Here is a 20,025-nt window from a genome sequence, read left to right on the forward strand (position 1 = left end):
AGTTCGGCCAGTAGCCCCGGAGGGCACTGGCCGTTGGTGTATGTCTTGCCGCCGAAGGTTTTTGTCGCGGCCATAGAGCCTCACATTCCAGTTGTCTCGGAGCTGTCGGGGGCGTCGGCCTCGTCGCCCACAAGGGCAGAGGCCTCATCCGCGGTCAGCCAGCCGAGAGCCACCGCGCCACGGATGTTGCGCTCCGTGAGCCCGTCGTGGTCCTTCATCGCCCAGCGCTCGATGTACCGCTGTCCGTGCGCGTCAGCCATTGGGCTCCTCGCTCTCCTCCGGGTCATACCCGTAGATCTCGCTGATGATGTCGTCGTCGGCGAACTTGTCGTAGACCGGGCTCGGCTGCCATGCCGTGGGCTCCTTGCCCTCCAGCACCTCAATGCGGTTGGTCAAGTCCCGCAGCACGAGGATCAGCTCGGCCGCCAGGCGGTCGTAGGCGAAGCCGTTCGGCTTGCCGTCCACATCGCGCGTGACGAGCTCCGGCGCGATGTCCTGCACCTCTTCGACCACCACGCCGACCTGCCTCGTGGTCGGAAGGTCATCGCCTCGCATCCGGGCGTCGATGGCCGCCTGCTTGTCCAACCATGACCGCACCGGCATGTGCAGCAGGCGCGTGTTCGGCTCCACGTCCTGGACGTCGTACTTGTACTGCTTGAGGGACGTGGAGCGCGCCAGGGTGTAGTCGGACGAGATGTAGACGTTCGCGCCGGCCGACGTGGTGCGCAGGTAGACGGATCGGCTACGGACGCGCGGGCCATCGGTGGTCGCCATGACCTCAAGAAGGCCCCAGCCGCGATTGTCGTTGCCGCCGTAGATCTGCAAGCCCGGGTCGCCCGGGGTTCGCAGGATGTGCCCAAGGCGGTTGCCAGTGTCCGCTCCGAAGAACTCCATGATGGTCTCGCCGCTGGATACCTCGGGCGACACGCGGAACATCATCTTGTCGAGCGGCGAGCTGATCGAGAGCGACTGGGCTGTATACGAGCCGCGCTGCACACCCTTCTCGTCGTAGATGAGCATGCCGCCTTCCCAGAGCTGAAGGCGTCGCACATCCTTGGCGTCTCGGTACACCTGGATCGGAAGGCCGGCGGTGCTGATCTGAGTCGTCCAGCGATAGACGTCGTTACTGTCGTACAACCAGATGCCGGGGCGCGTGATGTCGTTCGAGGCGTTGCTCAGAACCATGCGGGTAGCGGAAGAGGCTGTCTGGACGATGGCGCCGGTGATGACCTTGCCGTTGAGGGCGTTGGCGGCGATCTTGTCCGCCGTGATGGCGTTGGCAGCGATCTTCCCTGCGGTGACCGCGTTCGCCTCGATCTTGTCGGCCGTGACCGCATTGGCCGCGAGCTTGTCCGTGGTGACGGCGTTCGACTTGAGCTTGTCCGCGGTGATGGCACCATCGACGATGAGCGAAGAGTCGGCGGCGTTCGTGAGCGTCGGGTTCACAACGAGCAAAGAGCCGCTAGAAAACCACGTCTTCTGTAGATATACGCTGATCGAAACGACGCCCGGCTTCGGCGTGAAGATGAAGTCGAGGTAGGGGATGTCGGCGCCGAACGCATTCGCGGCGATGGGGTCCGAGTTGAGGTACTCCAGGGTGGTGCCCGCGTCCTGCCCCTGGGTGGCGACAACCCAGCGCACCTGGCGCGTGACGCCAGAGGGCATGGAGCCCGCGATGCCTACCCCGACCCGGAGGCGGTAGGACGCCCCCGGCTCCACATCGAAGGCCTGCTCGCGGCCGTTGCGTGCGGTGTACCCAGAGCCGAGCCGGATCGCATACCCGAAATTGCCGTCGGTGGTGTTGCCCCCGTCAGCCTTGATGCACCAACCAACGTCCGAATCTTTGAATGCCTGCACCGTGGAGCCCGACCAGCCCCCGTGCGGCTCGACGCCGGCGGCCGGGTCCCAGGGGATCATGTTCGGCCCCGAGCCGATGATGACCTCCGACGCGAGCACACGCCCTGCGGCGATCTTCTTCGCCCACAGGTTCTCTGCGACGGCAGTGTTGAAGCCCGCCCCAACGGCGGTGATCTGGTCGGCGTTCAGCTTGACGAAGGAGCCGACGGCGCCGGCAACCTCTTGGGCGTTCACCTGCCGCGCACCCACGGCGCCATCCACGATGAGGGACGCATCGCTCATCGCATACATGGCGACGAACGCGACCTCGAACACGGTCCCGGCGGCTCCGCTGGCATGCACCGACACGCTCATGCGGTCGCGGTTGGTGTACATCGCGAACGACCCGCCGGAGAGCCCGTCGCTCGTGAGCGTCACCCACTGCCCGCGTGTTGCGGTCGAGGCGTCGAGCTCGTTGGTCAAGAGCGGCCACGCGTTGCTAGCCCCGTCGCGGAACAGACCTGCGCGGAGGCGAAGTCGCCCCGTCGAGCCGGACACCACGCGAGCGCGCATGACGAACCGGAACCGCTTACCCCCCTCAACCTGCGGAGTGTCCCCGCTGGTCGGCCACGCGGCATTGGGAACGCTGTAGTCGTTCGTCGTGGGCGCGAACCGCATCACCGGTGTCGGGGCGCCGTCCGGCCCATCCTGGACGGTGGTGTAGGACGCAGCGCCAGCGTTCACCCAGCCCTGCCCACCCTGGGCGAAGTCGGGCTCGGCGAGTAGGTTCGCGCCGCTGCCGATGACGACCTCGTCCGCGAGCACCTTCCCCGCGGCGATCTTCTTCGCCCAGAGGTTCTCGGCGACCGCAGTCTGGAAGCCGGCGCCGATGGCCGTGATCTGGTCGGCCCGCAGGTCCAGGAAGGTGCCGACGGCGCCGGCCACCTCCTCGGCGTCCAGCCGCGCGGTGGCGATAGTCCCGGACGTGATCTTGGACGCGGCCAGGTTCGGGATGATCGTCGGGTCGAGCCCGTAGGGCTGCCAGTCGGTCCCGTCCCAGCGCCACGCTGCGGTGCGAGCCCCAGAGGCGTTGCGCTGCTCCCAGACCGCACCCACGGGCCGTCCGGCGCCATCCGCCTTCGTCGGCGCCGCGGTGCTGCTGGTGAGCAGTTTCTCGGCGAGGTCAGCCGCTTCCTGTGCGCGCTCGATGCTGTCCGGCAGCGTCGTGGTGATCGCCGTCTCAGCCTTGTCGAGCCGGGTGTTGAGACCGCCGAGCTGGGTGTTGAGCTGCCCCATCTCGTTGTTGAGCTCGGTACGCGCCTCGTTCAACTGCGTGTCGAGGTTGGTGAGGTCGGTGCGCAGGTTCGGCAGCGTGGTGTTCTCAAGCTCGTCGAGATCGACCGCGAGATCACCCAGGTTGTTTGCGAGCTCGCCCATCTCACGGTCGAGCTCTTCACGAGCCTCCGTCAGCTCGGAGGCAACCTGCTCCGCGATGTCGCCGGCGCCGCGAGCCGCGTCGTAGAGGTCAGGAACGGTGATGTCGAGGAAGTCCTCACTCGAACCGTCCGCGCTCTCTCCGGTCGGGATCTGGAGGGAGGACCATGCCAGTCGGGGCGAGTTCTCGACGGCGGCGAGGCGGCGCTTGATCGTGGTGATGTCAGTCGCAAGGCGTCGGAATTCGCGCGACTCGGGCATTAGACCTCCACGAGTGTCAGTGTCATTTGGTCCGCGTTGTCGGGCTCGGTGACCATCTCGACGATTCGTGCCCAGCGGTCCAGCGCGACCCATCCGGTGTGGCCGGAGACGAAGATTTCGTCGCCGACATCGAAGGAGCCGAGTCGCGCGTGCGGGTGGTCGATGACGTTCACCACGTGCATCCGCGGCTTGCCGACAAGCCACGAGAGTTCACGCCGTGCGGAGTTGGACAGGGCGGTCTTCGAGCGCGCCGTCTTGTCCGTGTAGACGTGGACGCGACGCAGCCCGCTCGCGCCGGAGCGGTGCAGGGTGGTGTTGACCATCGCCTTGCCCTCGCCGGCGCCGAGCGCCAGTACGTCGGAGGCGTAGTCGTCGTCGTCCGCGTCGAGCGTCGGGGTCACCGAGACGTTCTCGCCCAGGGCGAAGCGCAGATCCTCGCGGCGAGACCCGATGGTCGGGAAGCCGAGCTGGAGTCGGTGGCGCAGGGAGTTGCCCGACCAGGAGGTGTGCTCCAGGTAGTCGAACGGGGTCTGCACCGCCAGGTCGTCGATCACGCGGCCGAGGTCGTGCGTCGACCACCACTCCAGGGGGAAGGGCTCCGCCTCGTGGTGGGTCCAGCCCTCCGGGAGCTTCTTGGGGTCGGCCGGCTTGACGACGTTCCCCTTGGCGTCCGTCCAATACTCGGCAGTGCCGATGCGCACGGTGCTCTTGGTGGCGTCCACCTGGACGCCCAGGTCGCCGTTCTCCTGGTCCTGGAGGTGGCTCCAGATGAGGCGGACCATGTCCAGCGGGTCGACGTTGAGGCGAGCCTGCGTGGAGCCCGTCCAGGGCATCCTCTGGGGGTAGCCCGAGATCCCCATGCAGTCGATCTCGGCCCGTTGCCCATCGAGGGTCCAGGGCATGAGGATCCCGCCGCCGCGGATGTAACCGTCGGCCTCTGCCCAGATGGCCGTGCCCCAGGGGCGGAGCACGGCGTCCAGGCGGCTGAGGTGGATGGGGATGGTGCCCGTGAGGCGACCGGGGCCGGACAGCGTGCGGGTGATCTCGACGTTGCTGAGGGGCAGCTCCCAGTCGAGGAACTCGCCTGACGGAATCGCCTGAGCGATGTACCGCCAGCGCGTCACTTCGTGTCCTCGTAGAAGTAGACGTCGTAGAGCACCTGGCTCTGATTGAGCGCGAGGGTGCCCGACTTGCCGCTGGAGCGGGTGCCGTACAGCGAGATCGCCTGAGTCGTCTCCAGCCACCCGTCAGGCACATCGAAGCCGCCCGTCACGGTGAGGCTGGCACGCGAGGTGACCGCGTTCGACGGCTGCTCGAAGTCGTAGGGAAGGTTGCTGGAGATCTGTCCGCCAAGGCGCACGTCGATCAAGCCGGAAGTCGAGCCGGTCACGAACAGCGAGGACAGGTGCGCAGTCACCTGGACCTTGGTGGCCCACTGCGGCACGTAGACCGTCGGGAGCCAAGAGGTCCACCGGGTCTTGCTCGTGCTGGTCAGGGCGGAGTTGCCGCCCGGCACCGTGGCCTCGATGATCCGGTTGCTTCGAGGGGCGACCAGCCGGCGGACGTCGGTGATCATGTCCGCGGTGATCGTGGCCGTGTTCGCTGGGATGTTGATGCGCGCCAGGGCGATGCACGGGTACTGGAGGCCGAGGCCATGAGTACCGGCGGTGTTCGCGGGCACGCCCTCGATCACGTCGATGTAGGCGTAGTCCATCGCCTGCGGATCGGCCGGCCACGTGCCCTCGTACTGCGGGTCCTTGATCCGCGCGATGACCAGGTCCGTGCGCCCGCCAGAAGAGCCGGTGGGGGTGATGCGGATGTCCGTCGAGCTGCCACCGAAGAGCACGTACGACTGGAACGTCCCGCCCGAGTAGGCGGAGTTGGCCGCACCGATGCCGGGGAACACCCGGATGTTCGGGCCAGGCGTGGTCGTGGGGGTGACCTTGAAGGAGGTCGGCGTACCGACTCCGGAGGTTCCCATCGTCGACATGTGGGCGAGGGCGCGAGCAACCTCCACCGGGTGCTCAACACCCCCGCCGATCATCCAAGGCTTACCGTCAAGCGTCACAAAGTCCTCCAGGCGTCGCTCCACGCGACGGTTACCGACGCCTCACCAGAGCCGCCGCCAAATTGAATTTCGTGAGTACCCGGCGCGAGTCGAAGGTCAGCGAGCCGGGTAGTGCGATTGAGCATTCCTGCGACAGAGGCGCCGTCATTGCGAAGCACTGTCATTGCGCGCGAGTCCACGGTCACGGACTGGCCGGCGGCAATGGATCCGTTGAGGCGGACCATCTTTCCGCCGATGCGAGCCCACGGGTTTGTCGCATGCCCCGTGAAGGTGACCTTGATCGGCGCCGGAATGTCGCCACCTACCGTGATGAACCGATAGGCGATGTCCGACGTCTTGGTCGTCGTCAGGGGCGAGACGAGGGGCGCGACGATTCCACCGGTCGACGGCGGGATTCCGAAGACCTGCGCCGACTGCGATGTGTCGTCGAAGTGGATCGCCTCGGTGAGCTGGAACTCAGCGGTCACCTCGGCACGGCCGCGCGTGACCAGAGGGTCCGCGGTGGGGACGGTCAGTCGTCGAGGACGTCCCCACACCCGGCGCCATCGACCAGCGATGTAGTAGCGCAGCGGGACGTCCGTGCCAGGTGACGCAGTGTTCGCCGTGCGCCACGCCTGCACCAGGCGCGCCACGGCGTCCTGCGCCCCCGCCTCGCCCCCGGGAACCAGGGAGCGGAAGCGGAGGCGCCAGACGGGCGGGATCGCAGTGTCCCGCCCAAACAGCGTGCGTCCATTGATCACTGCGTCCGTCGTTTCGACGCCGAGATCAATGACCTCCCAATCGAGAGTTCGCCATGGCCCGTTGACGTGTCCGAATTCGTAGCCACTGAGGGAGAAGACCTCAGTGTCATTCGGCTCAACCGGCATAGCGTCCTCCACGGGAGATACCACGGACTTCATGGGCAATTGCCTGGGCGATTTCCTCGGCGGTAGCGCCAGGCTTGGTCACCGAGACCTGGATGTTGACGTCGCCCGAAGGGGCGCCCACAGGTACGGGGGAATCGGCGATGGTGCCGTAGGGGGCGGATGCGACCGGAACGGCCGTGTCAATGCGGCCCTCGAAAGGGCTCTGAACATCCGTCGAGCTGACTACGTCGGCGACGCGATTCATGGCTCGGCGAAGGTGCGACATTCGCTCCTCGATGCCGACGACCAGGCCGTCGACCACATAGCCACCCATCTCTCGCGTGACACGAGAGGGCGAGTGGATGTCGAGTGCGCTCTGGATCGCCGACTTGGCGATGCCAGCGAGGCGTGAAGCCGCCGCCCGGACCGCTCCCTGCTTGGCACTGATGCCGTTGGCGAACCCCTGCCCCGCGGCGAGGCCGTCAGAGAACAGGAGCGATCCAGCGCCGGGCACATCAACGACCTGGGCCAGGCCCGCTGCCGCCGTCATCACGAAGATCGCCGACGTCGAGATGCCGTTCGCGAACGAGTTACCGGCGGCGAGACCCTGCGTGTGCAGCAGGAGCGCGGTCATGCCGTCGAGGGCGACAGGCACGGAGCCTGCGACTTCCCGCCCTGCGCCCTGGGCTTCACCGGCAGTGCCGGAGATCCCGGTCGCGAACGAACCACCCGCCACGGCACCAACCCCGGCAAGTGCGCCACCGGCAGCGCCGGCCCCGCTCACCGCCGCGGCGGCAAGGGAGGCGCCCACGCCCTGGACGGCCGTGAGCTGGTCGAGTACGCCCTCCTTGTAGCGCAGGGCCGCGGCGGCTCCGGCCTCACCCACTGCCGGCTGCCCCGCGTTGAGGCCATCGACCAGTTGGCCCACGGCACCGCCCGCCCCGATGTTGAGCGTGATGCCCATGTCTTCGAGGTACTGCTGGGCCTCCGGCGACAGCTTGGACAGCTCGGCCGCGACGTCCTCACTCATCTGGGCGAACGCGGAGCCGACCGCGCCCGCGGCGCCCTCAGTCTTGAGGCGGACGATCTCCTCAAGGCGCGAGAACTCCTCATCCGAGGCGTCGACAAGCTGGGCGACCATTGGGGCGCCCTCCTCGCCGAGCCGGGCGAGCTCCTGGATCACGGCGTCGGAGACGCCTCGCTCCTTGATGGCGACCAGGTTGTCGGCCCACTCACTCATCGCGGTGGCCTGCTCTTCGAGCTTGGTCAGCCACGCATCAACGGAGGGCAGGGCCTCCTCGTCGAGCCCCGTGGAGAGGTTGATGAACTCCTTGGAGGTGTCGTTGATCGACTGGAGGAGCGACGGCGTCAGTCCGTTGACGCGATTGATCGCGTCCTCGTACTGGGCGAATGCAGCCTGCTGCGCAGCGGCCGCCTGGGCGGAGCGCTGGGCGGCGAGCTCCTCGGCGATTGCCTGGCTCTCCAGCGCCTCCTTGTACTGGGGGAGGTGCTCCGTGACGTCCTGGAGCGACTGGCCCTTCTCGGACAGCTTGAGGTTGACGTAGTCGAGGGCGGCGCCGAGTGCCTCCTCGTTGCCCGAGAGCACGAGGTCAGCAAGGGCCTTGTCCAGCCCCTCGACGTCCTCTGCCGCCTGGTTGAAGGCGGGCGTGTTGAGCCAGGACCAGCCGGTGAAGGACTTGCCCGACTCGACCTTGTCCCAGAACCCACCCGTCGACTTCTCCAGGCGCTCGAAGGCGTCCGCGAGTCCGTCGATCTGGTTGGCCGAGAAGGCGCTGTCAGCGAAGGGCGCGAGGAACGTCTTCTGGAACCAGTTCGGCTCACGGCCGGCGAAGAGCTTGTCGATCTCCTCGATGGTGGTCGCGCCGGCCGCCAGTGCGTCGAACGACTTGACGAGCTTGCTGGAGTCAGGCGCGTTGACGTTCATCTTCGACAGCCCGTCGGCCACGAGGCCGACACCTGTCGCGACGGCGGCGATGGCGATGAGGCTCTTGGAGATGCCGTTGATCGCCTTGCCCATGCGCTCGGCGTCAGGCGCCCTGCCGAAGAAGGTCGTCAGGCCGGTGATGGTCTCCACCAGCGACTTGCTCGCAAGGGCGAGCTTGAGGCCGCCGAGGGCCAGGACGACGCCAGCGAGCGCAGGCCCGGAGCCCAGTGCGGACGTACCGAGCGCGACCAGCCCCTCGGCGAGCCCGGTCACGGCGGGCAGGGTGACTTCGAGGATGTCGCCGACCGTGTCCGCCAGAGACTCGATGGCAGGCGTCAGGCTGGGCAGGATGTCGACAGCCGCCCGCGAGAGCGACGTGATGAGCTCTCCCAGGAGCGGGCCGAACTCGCGGGCCAGGGTGCCGGCCAGGGTGCCGATGGCTCCGAGAGCGTCGCCCAGCGGCTTCCAGATGCCGTCGAGGGCGGAGATGCCCTCGCGGATGCCGTCGAGGAAGTCGAGGAACCCGTAGGCGAATCCGTCGGTGTTGAGCGCCTCGAAGATCCCGCGCACGAGATCGCCGATGCCCTCGCCCGCGGTTCGCATCGCCGGGGCGATGACCTTCGGGAAGTCGGTGAAGAACCGCTTGACCGCAGGACCCGACTCCCTCGCGATGAGGGACATGGCGTCATGGGCGGCGGTCAGGACGTCAACGAGGTTCGAGCGGAAGGGCTCGCGGTTGACGACGTCCGCGACCTTGCGCAGCGTGTCGTGCAGTTGCGCCAGGGAAGAGCCGCCCGCCTCATCGGCAGCCTCAGCGATTCCCCAGAAGATTCGGCCGGTCTCGCGAAGGACGCCGCCCAGGTGACCGAGCTGCGTGATGGCCGTGTCGATGTAGTCGTTCAGACGGCCCGTGCGGTCCGCCTCGACCAGCCAGTCGGCGAAGCCCTCCGCAACGCGCTTGTACCAGCCCGCCAGGCGGGGGAGGTACTCGGCTCCGCGACGGCCAAGGACCTCGATGGAGGTCGCCAGAGCGCCGTTCGCGCTGGCGGCGATGGCGATGGAGGTCGCCAGGTTCGAGAACATCGGATGGAGCGACCCGTCCAGCGCCCCGTTCAGTTCAGCGGCGAGGCCACCGAACCAGACGCCCAGGGCGCGCGAGGTCTTGATCAGACCGCCCTCGAACTGCGGGAAGAGGTCGTCGACCACGCGGCGAATCGGCCCCTCGGCGATCCCCCAGAAGGCATCCGACATCGAGTCCTGGAGCCGGCTGAGTCGCTGGCCGACCTCGGGGATGACCGCGTTGAAGTCCTTGAGGACTGCGACCGCGGCGCCGATGCCGAACGCGAAGCCGCCCGCCATGCCCGGCAGGGCGAACACGAGTCCGCCGATCTGAGCCAGCGCCTTCGACAGCGCGAAGGTGTTGCTCAGCGCCGCCAGGAGACCGGCGCCGAGACCCATGACCGCCTCGGCGATGGTGCCGATGAGCGGGATGTTCTTGTCGAGGTTCTTGAACAGGTCCCAGATGTTGCGCAGGGTGCTCGACAGCAGGCGCACGCCCGCCAGTGCGGCGAGGGTCGCCTCGGCTCGGGCGACGGACGCCTTCGAGACGTTGACGAACATGGTGACCACACGGTCACGCGAGACCCGGGCGAGCTCGGCGCGAGCGACAATCGAGTTGACCTTCGCTTCAAGGTCGACAGAGTCGCCGTCGTAGTCCTCGATCAGGTCATCGAGTTCCTTCTTGACCTTCTTGCGCGACTCGTCGTCCAGCTCGGCGAGGATCTTGATTTGCTTGTCTCGCAGGTAGCGGTCAAGCGTCTCCGAGACGGCGCGCGTGTGGACCAGGAGGCCGTCCGTGTCGAGGGCGGCCTCGAAGTAGATCCGCCGCTTGCGCCGCTCGGAGGTGCGGTTCATGCGGGTGACCACGGCGTCGGCGTGCTTCTCAAGCATCTTTGTGTTGAGAACAGCATCGACCGTCAGCTTGAGGCGGTTCTCGATCTGCTCAAGCTGACGCTTGAGGTCGCGTCGGAAATTGCTCGTGTCTGGATAGACTCGAACACTAACCCGACCAATGGTCACGCCGGCGTCTGCCATGTGACACCCTTTCCGCTATCGCGCATGAGTTTGCCCATCCAGGCACGGTGTAGATCAGCCACGGTGACGGGCTTGCTCTGCTTCTTGACGACCTTCGGTCGCGGGTACTTCGGCAGTTCCGGCGCCTTCTTCTTCCAGTTGCCGGTCGCCTGCGTGTTGAACTGCATGGCGTCAAAGAAGTCCGCCATCATGTATCGGTCTCGGGTCCAGCCGAAGTGTTCGACCCACTTCTCGCGGCCGCCCTTGTGCATGGCGAGAGTCATGGAATCCTCGGGGAGCCTCTGGATCTTCGCCATTACGAAAGAGGCGCGGACTTCGCCGTCCATCACCTGTCGAATGACTTCAACGAAGTCCGTTTGGTAATGGAAGGCGAAGTCCGCGTATAGGGCCTCTCCGTAGTCGTCGATCAGCTCTCCGAGGGCGAGGCTTCCCCCAGGTCGGTCCCCTCAATCCACATCTCGAAGTAGGTCAGGAGGACGCCCTTGTCGCCGCCGGCCGCGGCGACCAGCCGCTTGCCGCCGGCCGGGGTCTTGGCCGCGTCGATCAGAAGCCCGGAGATGACCTCGTCCTCGTCGGCGCCCTCCTCGCTGATGGACTCCTTGAGGTTGGCGAGGCGGTCGCGCACCTTCTTGTCGAGGCGCAGCGGGTTGACCAGCTCGACAGGCTCCTTGCCGTCCTCCAGGTCGAAGACCGTGGGGCCGAACTTCTTGTCGGCGGCGGCGCGAATGTCGCTAAGCTTGATAGCCATTTGGTTGACGGACCTTTCAGGCGTGTGGGTGGTGGGTGGCAGACCGAAGGCAGGGGAGGACCCCGGCCCTGAGCGGGTCCGCCGATCACTCAGGGCCGGGGGAGTTGTCAGGAGCCGGTGACGCGACCCATCGGGGTCACGGCGTAGGTCCACTCGTTCGTGTCGTGCTGGAGCGGCGTGATCGCCAGCGGCAGCGAGGCGAGGGACTCGGTGTCCGCGAGGTCGACGTCGTCGCCGCGGAAGATCGAGACCTTCGGGGCGTAGATCGCGAACACGTGGGACTGGTCCTTGAAGACGGCCAGGAATGCGCACTCGGTCGGCGCGGGCACGGTCGGGACGCCGAGAAGCGAACCGTCGTCCTTGACGTCGACCATGTTGGTGCCGTAGTAGAGCTTGAGCCCCGGCTCGTCCCACTGCTGGAGGTTGATCGTGAACGTCTCCGTGCGGTCGGAGTAGACCACCCGCAGGTTCTTGTTCTGGAGCGTGCCCAGCGTGGTCGCCTCGCCGCCCTCGGAGGCGATAGCCATGATCTCCTCAAGGGAGGTGTGGCCGATCTCGTCCCAGGGGTTGGCGGGCGTGTCGAGAGAAGTCGGGAACTCGGTGCCGACCGGAGCCGTGTACAGCCGGCCGGTCGAGATGACAAGCGTTGCAGCGTCGTTACGCGCCATTGATGGATTCCTCCGTGAGAGGGCATGAGAAAAGCCCGCCCTCACGGAGAGGAACGGGCTCGGTGGAATGTCTTTGGATCAGTCGCGCGCGAAGGGGCGGCGAATCTTGATCGTGTAGAGCGACTCATATCGAGTCACGCTCGTCGGAAGGTCGGCGTACTGCACCGGCCCCTGTGACGTCGCCCAGTCCGACTTTCGCGTCGGTCGGTTCGTCATGCGCAAGGCGCTCAGCGAGCCATGCTCCGTAGAGTCCTGCTCACGGAAAGCTCGGAAGAGGGCGACTCGAATGGCATCCGAGAAGAGCGAGGCCTTGCGATCCCCGTCGGGGTCCTCGGTGAAGACGTGAACGAAGATCGAGGCCCAGTCGATGAAGCGCATGTCGCCCGTCCAGAACTGGTTCGTGGGGGCGACGCGGATCACCGCGAACGGGAACATCCGAGGCTCGGGGATCTCGGAGTAGATCCGTGCGCCCGGGAGGCGCCGGCGGACGATGGGCAGGATGACGTCCTCCACCGGGGAGAACTCAGCCGTCTCCAGGACGGAATCAGGCAGGTCCGGCATCTCGTCAGGAGGGAACAGGGACACGGCCTACCTCCTGTTGTTGCGGTTGTTGGATCGGAAGCGGCCATCCCGCATGCGGGGGCCGATGGACCGACCGTCCACGGGAACCGAGAAGGCCAGGCGCAGAGGCGCCACGGGGTCCATCTCGCCCCAGGTGGACGACGTGCCGGGTCCTCGACCGAACTCGATGGACATGGCCGCACCGAGTCCGCGGTCGTCGGAGAGGACCACGTAGCGGTCGAGCTTCCCCTTCACGACCTCGATGTCGGAGTGCTCTCCGTACTCGCCCTCGGGCCACTTGCGGCCGTGCGCCGCGAGGATTGCGTCGGCACGCTTGGCGCCGATGGCGGCCACATCGTCGAGCGCCCACTGCGTCACGCGGTGGTAGGCGATGACCTTCGTCGCCCTCATCCCGTTGCTGGCGCGCCTGTAGACCTCAGCCACCAGGCGCCTCCTTGGGGGGAGGGCTCGGGCGCTGGCGGAGGTCGATGCTCCAGTGCCGGGTCTGCCGAGTGCCCCAGCGCAGGGACGGGGGCGTCACGACGTCCCACTCCTCGCCGTCGAGCTCAGCGCGAGACCACAGGTCGACTCCAGGGATGCCGGCGTCCACGATCACGCGCGTCACGTTGATCTCGACCTGGCCGGCGCCAACCTCCGCGCGCTGGGAGCGCTGTGGGATGACCGCCGCTCGGACGGTCACCTTCGAGTCGGGGTCGGCGACCTTCTTGAGGTTGCCGCGAGAGTCGGTGATCAGCTTGGTGCGCCAGAAGGTCACGTACCGGCCGCGCCGCCTCTGCACACTGCTCACCAGGGCTCCGTGTCGCTCGCGTAGTAGGGGAACGGTCGCTCGCCCGGCCAGCCGGAGACCGGCACGTAGTACGGGCGGTCGTCCGCCGCGCCAGGGCGCGTCTTCCATGCCGTCATCGGGATCGAGCCGAAGCCGACGCCTCGCGTGATGGTGGAGAGCGTCTTCTTCTCGTCCTCGGTCAGGTAGACCGACCCGGCCTTGTCGCCGATGTCGGCCCACTGGAGGGTCTCGTCGCCCGCTCGTGACGTGACGAGACCCTGGTTGTTGACGACGTAGCGCCTCGCCGCGGCCAGGACGATGGTCTTGGCGACCGGGGGGATGTTCTGAGGGGTCCAGTTGAGCCCCTGGGCTCGCACGAGCGCGGAGGCGTCCTCAAGGGCGCTCTCGGCAAGGACCTTCTCCTGCTCGTCGAGCACCCAGTCGAGCCGGTTCTGGAGCTCCTCAAGGGATGCCAGCGGTTCCACTGCTCACCTCCTGAGCACAGCTAGAGCGGGTGGTGGACCGGAGTAGTGCCCACCACCCGCTCCGCAGGGGTCAGGGGAGATCAGCTACCGGCCAGCGGGATGCCGGTGAACTCCGACAGCTCCTCGTTGTCCGTGGTGGTGGACACGGTGTTGCCCGAGCCGGAGGTCTTGATCTCGACGGCGCGCACGAAGTGGTTCTCCTTCGAGACGGTGCCGTTGTGCGGCGTCTCCGCAGCGACCGCCACGATGGGGTCCTCGACGTACTGGAAGCCGGGGTACATGTTGAACACGGAGCGGTCCTGGAACCGCTCGGTGTCGTAGTCCATGAGCCAGCGCAGACCCACGTTCAGCTCGCCACCGGACGAACCGGAGCCACCGAACGGGACCGACTGCGGCACGGACGGCGTACCCGACAGGAAGATGAACGCCGAACGGACGAAGGCGTAGGCCGAGTCCGAGGCGATCTCCTGCGAGACGGCGATGGTCAGGCCGTAGAGCTCGCCGATGATCGCGCGCTCCAGGGCGGCACGGGCGCGGGTCTCGCCCACCGCCGAGGCGATGGAGAGCGCGTCGTCCGCCAGCGCCTTCTCCTCCCAGTCGGTGCCCAGCAGGAGGACCCGCTGACCGTCCGGGACGTTGAGGCGGTTGAGGGCCTGGCGCGCGGCGCGAGCGACCTTACGGATGTCCGCGTCCTCGCCGGCGTCGATGAAGACCTCGTAGGGGGCGCCTCGCAGAGCGTCCACCGACTCGTGCTCCAGACCGCGACGAATCGAGTCGGTCTGGGCGCCGATCAGTCGACCGAAGCCGCCGCCGAAGTCGAAGTCCTTCTGCTCGTCCGTCAGCTTCACGGCCGAGTACACGTCGTCACCGAACGTGACGGTGACCTTCCGCTCGCTGTACTCGTCGAACTGGATCGGCTGCGAGCGGTCGTTGCGCCAGCCGTACCGGCGGTAGGGCAGCACGCCGGGCACGACGACACTCACGGCGTCGCCCTCGGCGCCCTTGAACTCGTCGATGCCCTTACGCGCGAAGAACGTCGGGACAACGAGCTTTCGCTCCAGGAGGGTCGCAGCAGTTGCGGCGACCTTCTCCGGCTTCACGGGGTTGTGAGCCATTGGTTACCTTTCGGGAGGCATGAGAAAAGCCCCCCGCGAAAATCGCGAAGGGCTTCGAGAGATCGGTGTGTTGTCACCAGGACGACGCGCGGTACACGTCCTCGACGAGATCGTCGATGTCCTCGGTGCTGGGGGTGTCGGTCGGGTCCAGCCCGCCCTTGGGGTCGCTGCCACCACCACGCGCGGGGCGAGCGAACTGCTTGAGGATCTCGGCGTCGGACGCCAGCTCCTCCTCGGTGGACCCCTTGAGCCGCTCGGCGAGCTCGTCAGGGAGGTTGAACTTGCGCGCGACCTTCTCGCGCGTGAGCGAGAGCTCCAGCTCGGAGACCTTCTGGTTGTACTCGTCGACCGCCGCCTGGAACTCCTCGGGCGTCTTGGCGTCCTTGAGCTTGTCGCGGAGGTCGTTTCGCTCCGTGCGGTAGCGAGCGGCCTCACGACGTGTGCGGCTCAGCTCGTCCCTCGCCCATGCGGGGAGGTCGTCCTCCTTGTTGCCACCCTTGTCCTCGTCCTTGGGGGTGGGGGTGCCGTCCTCCTTCGGCTTCGACTCGTCCGCCGGGGGCGTGTCGTCCTTGGGGCCGGAGCCGCCCTCGTCAGAGGGCTCCTCAATGAACATCAGGCGGGGGTTGCGGAGGTGCATCTTCGGGGTCACTCGTCGCCTCCTGGGCGTCATGTGGTGTTGTGCGGAAAGCCCCAGCACCGGGCCGGGGAAGGGGGAAGGGGGAAGGGGCCGTCGCGGTAGCTGCAACTACCCACGGCCTCTGCGCGCAGCGCAGCAATGCGAGGAGCCGTGGAGGACACCAGGGGGAGGGCGGCTCTACTCGCGTGAGAGGTATCGGTCTTGCCACTCACGCCCGTCAGCGGACGCGAGCCATCGCTCCCAGTGGGCGATGCGCTGTTCCTCGGGCATGTCGGCGGTGAGGCGGAAGAACTTCCGCCAGAGCGCCACGGCCGCCTTGCCGCTCGTGCCGTCGGTGACCTTCGGCCACCACTCGCCATAGATGCGGTTGAGGCGGTAGATGTCGGACTCGTCGTACTGCCGCGTTGAGTAGACGGGCTCGGCGTAGCACTTGCAGTTGTCGTGATAGAGGTCGCCGTCAGCGGTGATGGTCGCGGAGGCCTTCGAGCGGTAGAGGACCAGGCCGCGGGAGATGAGCATGGCGCACCACCCGCAGGGCGTCCCCGTGCGCGAGCGGCGCACATAGCCGATGGCACGGGGGTCCTCCTCCGCGTCGCGGAAGATTTCACCGCGCCCCGCGTTGAGGGCGATGCGCTCGGCCGCTGCCGCCTGCCGCGCGCCGGCCTGCGCCTTGGCCTCAGACCGCTCGGCATCGACTTCGGAGGCGGGCGCCTCGTCGTCGAGCCCCTGGATGCGCTTGAGGTAGCCCTCCTCGCCGAGCGCCTTGAGCACGACGCGAAGTTCCTCTTCGGCGTCCTCGTCCTCTTCGGCCCGCTGGCGCTCGGTGCGGGCGATGTCCTCGCGCAGTGCGCGACGAAGCTCGTCGTCCGTCAGGTCGAACAGGTCCACGCCCTCGTCGTCGCGAGGGGCCGTGGGGCCAGGGGCGTCGTCGCGGGGGCGGGTGGGGGTCTCCACCGGCTCCACGGGGACGTAGAGGTCGTCGCCGGCGTCGTCAGGAAGCTGCGACTCGGCAAGCTCGGCAAACGCCGTGCGGAGTTGCCCGAGCGTGACGTAGGTCGGGTCCGGGTCGTTCGGGTCCGGGACCGTGCTGCCCGTCATCAACGCCCGAGTCAGGCGGTAGAAGGCGATGCCGAGTTCGCGAGACTGCGAGCGGCGCGACATCACCATCTCGACGGCGTCTTCGAGCCATGCCGCCGCGGTGCCCTGAGCGTCGGTTGCAGACAGCCGGCGCCACAGCACCAGGGCCTCTTCGATGGTCTGGGCGCCGATCCTGACGAGTGCCGCCTGGAAGGCGAGTGACGCTGCCGAGGCCTCTGCGAGAAGGTCGTCGGGGTCCATCGGCTACCTCTCGTCAGGCGGCGTCTTGCGCGCCGCTCCTGGTGGGCTGCGGGATCGATCGGGTGGACCGGCCGCCAGAGGCTCGGGTGAGGGCCTCGGCCATCTGGAGCTCGGCGTCCCCCTCCTCGGCCAGCTCTTCCCAGCGCGTGAGCTCGGCCTGCGTGACGCCACGAACGCGCGGCCACAGGCCGCGCGCCGGGATGCCGAGGTTCTGGGCGAGCTTGCCGAGTGCATCGGCGTCCTGGGCCATCGAGCGCGACTCCATGTCGCGCCACACGACCTCGCCGTGGAAGTCCTCGGCGCGGGCGGTGTCGCCCTCCAGGCGTGCGGCCAGGCGGAAGACGCGCTCCCAGGCCTCGCCGAAGGCGTGCTGGTACTGGCCCACCTTCCGGTTGAAGGTGGTCTCAGCCGCGTTGAGGGCCTCGGCGCTCAGGTTGGCGATCTGCCCCAGCAGGTAGGTCGGAGGCGTCTGCGTGGCCGCAGACAGGCGCTCGGACACGTCCTTAAGGGCGGAGATGTAGCCATCCAGGGGCGTCTCGTCCAGAGTGCCGAACTCGACCTCGGGGTCCTCGGCGTAGAGCATCTGCTTGCCGTTGACCTGGACGCGCAGGGGCTTCGGCTGCCCGTTGTCGTCAAGCTCAGGCTCGAAGCCGATGACGTGGCCGTCCTCGTCGAAGATCGGCTTCTGCACCATCGGCGGAGCCATGCCCGTGACCGTGCGCACTTTGAAGGAGCCGTAGGTCTGGGCGATCAGCAGGTCGAACGCCGTCTGGTTGAGGCGGTCCTGGAGCGGGATGATCTCCTCGACGATGCCGTGCGTGCGGCCGTCAAGGTCGACCTCGATGGCGAACCGAGTGACTGGGCACTCGTCGGCACCCGTGTCTCCGACCTCTTCGAGCCGCAGCTTGTCGTAGTCGTCGGTGAAGGACACCTCGTACTCGATGGGGCCGTCCCAGAAGCGCGCCTTGCCGGGGCGCTTAGCGGTAGGCCATCGGGACACGTGGATCGCGGCGACCGGGTCCTCGTCAGAGGCCGGGTCGTCGTAGATCGCAGACGTGCGCAGGGGGCTCAGGCCGCGGGTGTAGGTCTTGCCATCGTCCCCGATCTCGGTGACCGTGAAGCTGTGCCCGTAGGCGACGGCGGCCAGGTAGATGGCCGTCTGCCTCGCGTCGAGGCGCGAGCGCTGCCAGTGGTCCCACGACGGATCGTTGACGATCTCCGTCGCGTGGTCGCTCTTGCCAGCGGCCTGACGGCCGGCGCGGAAGCCGTCCACGTAGCACCCCTGGACGGGGGCGCGCACGAGGAGCGGCACCTTGTTGTCGATGGCACGCTTCGCGAGGAGCTTGTACTCGTCGTCCGCCATCTCCGGCATGTAGGGGTCCGGGTGGTCCCCCTGGAGGTAGGCGTCGACCGTGAGTAGATGCTCTTCGAGGTCGTGCTTGAGGATGTTGAGGAGAAGGATGGCCCGCCCGCGGGGCGAATCGGTGTTGATTTCCTCGGCTGCCACGGGTTGCCTTTCGCGAGGTCAGAAAGCCCACATGCGCCCGGTGCGTTCGCGCTTGGCTTCCTTTCCGCGAGCCGCGATATCGGAAGCTGCTTTGTGCGCGAGCATGAGCGCCGCATAGGCGTCGACCTTCTTGGGGGAGTCAGGAGACTCCTTGGAGAAGGAGACGCCCCAGTCATTGGTGCGGCGCCGTGCATTCATCACGTGGCGCTGGAGCGTTAGGTCGTTGTTGTGGTGGATGCGCTGGTCGAGGACGGCGTTCATCAGCGCCTCGTGCGCGTAGGTGGAGGCCTTCTTGCTGCGCATGTCCCAGCCGATGGGGGAGTTGCCTGTCGCCTTGACGACCAGCCCCTCGGCGTAGGCCTTGGTCCACTCGGTGATGTAGGACTCCCAGAGGGAGACGTCGGCGTAGAAGCCGCGCACCTTGTAGAGGGCGAAGGCCTCGTGGACGCGGGAGTCGACTTCCTCCTGCGGCACCTGCCACTTCTTGCCCTCGGCGCCCTGGAGCGAGTCCCAGCCGATGGGCTTCTCCCAGAGCCCGAGGATCTGCACGAAGCCGTCGGAGAGGCGGTAGCCCACCAGAGCGGTGGCGTCGTCGGTCTTGCCACCGTCGAAGCCGAGGGTGATCTCGTCGCCGGGGCGGAGTTGCTCGTCCTCGAAGCCCTTGGACAGCCGGCGCCACTCGTCAATCGAGTAGATCGAGTCCTCGTCCGCGATGATCTGGTTGAGCCAGACGCGGCGAGACAGGGCCGGGCTGAACGTGATGTCGAGGATGGACTCGACGACGTCCTGCGGGTTGAGCCAGTAGGCGTCGCCGCGGACGCCCTCGATAATCCGAGGCAGGAGCACCGGATCGAGCGGAGCCTGGGGGTGCGCCTCGATGGAGTCGTACATGAGGCCGACGTCGGCGGCGCGGCCCTCCTGCACCTGCTCGTAGGAGTTTCGGATGCGCTCAGCGGCGCTGTCCTCGCCCGGGACGTAGGCGTTGGTCAGGGCGACGTAGCGGCCACCGACCTTCTTGACGTTTCGCTCGATGGCCTCGTACATGGCGATGCCCTGGTTGCCGGACACCCAGTGCCAGACCTCGTTCGCCACCACGAACGTCGAGCGGAAGCCCTCCAGCGAGCGGGGGTTGCTTGTGACGGCCACGAGGTTGATCGAGCCGTTGAGGCCGCGGATCTGCTCGCGCCCGATCTCCAGGCTGAACTCCGCCTTGAGGGCGTCAGAGATGAGCGACGGGAAGAGGGAGAAGGTGGTCTTGGTCTGGTCGCGCGACACAGCCGCGACCTGGACCCAGGCGCGCGGGTGGCGCTTGCCGACCGGGTTGCCGTCCTTGTCCCAGTGCGAGAAGCGCGAGGGGCCGCAGAACTCGATCAGGCAGATGACTGCCAGAAGCGGGTCCTTGCCGGCGCCCTTGAGGCGCTGCATGCAGGCCTTGCGGTAGATGAATCGCCCGTTGGCGTCGACCGCGTAGAACCAGAGCAAGAAGCGCATCTGCTCGGGCGTGAACTTCCAGAACTTCGACTCGTCGTCGAGGTCCCGGATGCGCGTCGCGCACCAGCCGATGATCTGCCAGCCGAGCGTCTTCTCCGGCAGCTTCCAGGACCCGTCAGGGTTCCGCTGCCAGGTGGGGCCGATGTAGGTCGGCTCCAGCACCTCGGCGTCGAGATCCAGCTTCTCCAACCGCTCCCGCTCTTCG

18 protein-coding genes are annotated in these 20,025 nt (G+C 67.2%); all 18 read right to left on the reverse strand.

Features of this window, described 5'->3' with window-relative positions; translation table 11 throughout:
- Positions 1-80 precede the first annotated feature (80 nt).
- The 18 genes from GSF02_RS10375 to GSF02_RS10455 all read right to left on the reverse strand — a co-directional run bounded on the left by GSF02_RS10375 (position 81) and on the right by GSF02_RS10455 (position 20,009).
- On the reverse strand, positions 81-260 hold the full coding sequence (locus GSF02_RS10375) for a hypothetical protein (protein ID WP_159795627.1): 180 nt from the start codon (positions 258-260) through the stop codon (positions 81-83).
- Entirely contained in the window at positions 253-3,531 is a 3,279-nt protein-coding gene (locus tag GSF02_RS10380; RefSeq protein ID WP_159795630.1) for a hypothetical protein, read from the reverse strand. Before GSF02_RS10380 ends, GSF02_RS10375 begins: the two co-directional genes overlap by 8 nt.
- The gene (locus GSF02_RS10385) at positions 3,531-4,655 is read right to left on the reverse strand and encodes a hypothetical protein (RefSeq protein WP_159795633.1); all 1,125 of its coding nucleotides are present in this window, start codon (positions 4,653-4,655) and stop codon (positions 3,531-3,533) included. Before GSF02_RS10385 ends, GSF02_RS10380 begins: the two co-directional genes overlap by 1 nt.
- Complete coding sequence (locus GSF02_RS10390) at positions 4,652-5,512, reverse strand: hypothetical protein (protein ID WP_159795636.1); 861 nt, start codon at positions 5,510-5,512, stop codon at positions 4,652-4,654. Before GSF02_RS10390 ends, GSF02_RS10385 begins: the two co-directional genes overlap by 4 nt.
- A gap of 83 nt (positions 5,513-5,595) precedes the next feature.
- Complete coding sequence (locus GSF02_RS10395) at positions 5,596-6,465, reverse strand: phage distal tail protein (RefSeq protein ID WP_159795639.1); 870 nt, start codon at positions 6,463-6,465, stop codon at positions 5,596-5,598.
- Positions 6,455-10,483 (reverse strand): hypothetical protein, encoded by a 4,029-nt coding sequence (locus tag GSF02_RS10400; RefSeq protein WP_159795642.1) that lies wholly within the window; start codon positions 10,481-10,483, stop codon positions 6,455-6,457. The genes GSF02_RS10395 and GSF02_RS10400 overlap by 11 nt, the downstream gene beginning before the upstream one ends.
- A complete protein-coding gene (locus GSF02_RS10405; protein WP_201308879.1) occupies positions 10,465-10,746 on the reverse strand; it encodes a hypothetical protein in 282 nt (93 codons plus the stop codon). Before GSF02_RS10405 ends, GSF02_RS10400 begins: the two co-directional genes overlap by 19 nt.
- Before the next feature lie 143 nt (positions 10,747-10,889).
- Positions 10,890-11,231, reverse strand: a complete 342-nt coding sequence (locus GSF02_RS18610) for a phage tail assembly protein (RefSeq protein ID WP_201308880.1) — start codon at positions 11,229-11,231, stop codon at positions 10,890-10,892.
- Between the two features lie 107 nt (positions 11,232-11,338).
- On the reverse strand, positions 11,339-11,899 hold the full coding sequence (locus tag GSF02_RS10410) for a phage tail tube protein (RefSeq protein WP_159795645.1): 561 nt from the start codon (positions 11,897-11,899) through the stop codon (positions 11,339-11,341).
- A 78-nt stretch (positions 11,900-11,977) separates the two neighbouring features.
- Complete coding sequence (locus tag GSF02_RS10415; RefSeq protein WP_159795648.1) at positions 11,978-12,484, reverse strand: hypothetical protein; 507 nt, start codon at positions 12,482-12,484, stop codon at positions 11,978-11,980.
- A gap of 3 nt (positions 12,485-12,487) precedes the next feature.
- Complete coding sequence (locus GSF02_RS10420) at positions 12,488-12,904, reverse strand: hypothetical protein (protein ID WP_159795651.1); 417 nt, start codon at positions 12,902-12,904, stop codon at positions 12,488-12,490.
- On the reverse strand, positions 12,897-13,268 hold the full coding sequence (locus GSF02_RS10425) for a phage head-tail adapter protein (RefSeq protein ID WP_159795654.1): 372 nt from the start codon (positions 13,266-13,268) through the stop codon (positions 12,897-12,899). Before GSF02_RS10425 ends, GSF02_RS10420 begins: the two co-directional genes overlap by 8 nt.
- Positions 13,265-13,732 carry a hypothetical protein gene (locus GSF02_RS10430; protein ID WP_159795657.1) on the reverse strand — a complete coding sequence of 156 codons (468 nt, stop codon included), beginning with the start codon at positions 13,730-13,732 and terminating at the stop codon, positions 13,265-13,267. Before GSF02_RS10430 ends, GSF02_RS10425 begins: the two co-directional genes overlap by 4 nt.
- Positions 13,733-13,812: 80 nt before the next feature.
- Positions 13,813-14,847, reverse strand: coding sequence for a phage major capsid protein (locus tag GSF02_RS10435; RefSeq protein ID WP_159795660.1), 1,035 nt, complete (start codon positions 14,845-14,847; stop codon positions 13,813-13,815).
- Positions 14,848-14,920: 73 nt separating this feature from the next.
- Positions 14,921-15,496 carry a DUF7239 family protein gene (locus GSF02_RS10440; protein ID WP_159795663.1) on the reverse strand — a complete coding sequence of 192 codons (576 nt, stop codon included), beginning with the start codon at positions 15,494-15,496 and terminating at the stop codon, positions 14,921-14,923.
- A 165-nt stretch (positions 15,497-15,661) separates the two neighbouring features.
- Positions 15,662-16,822 carry a VG15 protein gene (locus GSF02_RS10445; RefSeq protein ID WP_201308881.1) on the reverse strand — a complete coding sequence of 387 codons (1,161 nt, stop codon included), beginning with the start codon at positions 16,820-16,822 and terminating at the stop codon, positions 15,662-15,664.
- Positions 16,823-16,835: 13 nt separating this feature from the next.
- A complete protein-coding gene (locus tag GSF02_RS10450) occupies positions 16,836-18,329 on the reverse strand; it encodes a phage portal protein (RefSeq protein ID WP_201308882.1) in 1,494 nt (497 codons plus the stop codon).
- An 18-nt stretch (positions 18,330-18,347) separates the two neighbouring features.
- On the reverse strand, positions 18,348-20,009 hold the full coding sequence (locus GSF02_RS10455) for a terminase (RefSeq protein WP_159795666.1): 1,662 nt from the start codon (positions 20,007-20,009) through the stop codon (positions 18,348-18,350).
- Between the last annotated feature and the right edge of the window lie 16 nt (positions 20,010-20,025).

It is taken from the genome of Puerhibacterium puerhi (genome assembly GCF_009846865.1).
In the GTDB taxonomy this organism is placed as follows: domain Bacteria; phylum Actinomycetota; class Actinomycetes; order Actinomycetales; family Cellulomonadaceae; genus Puerhibacterium; species Puerhibacterium puerhi.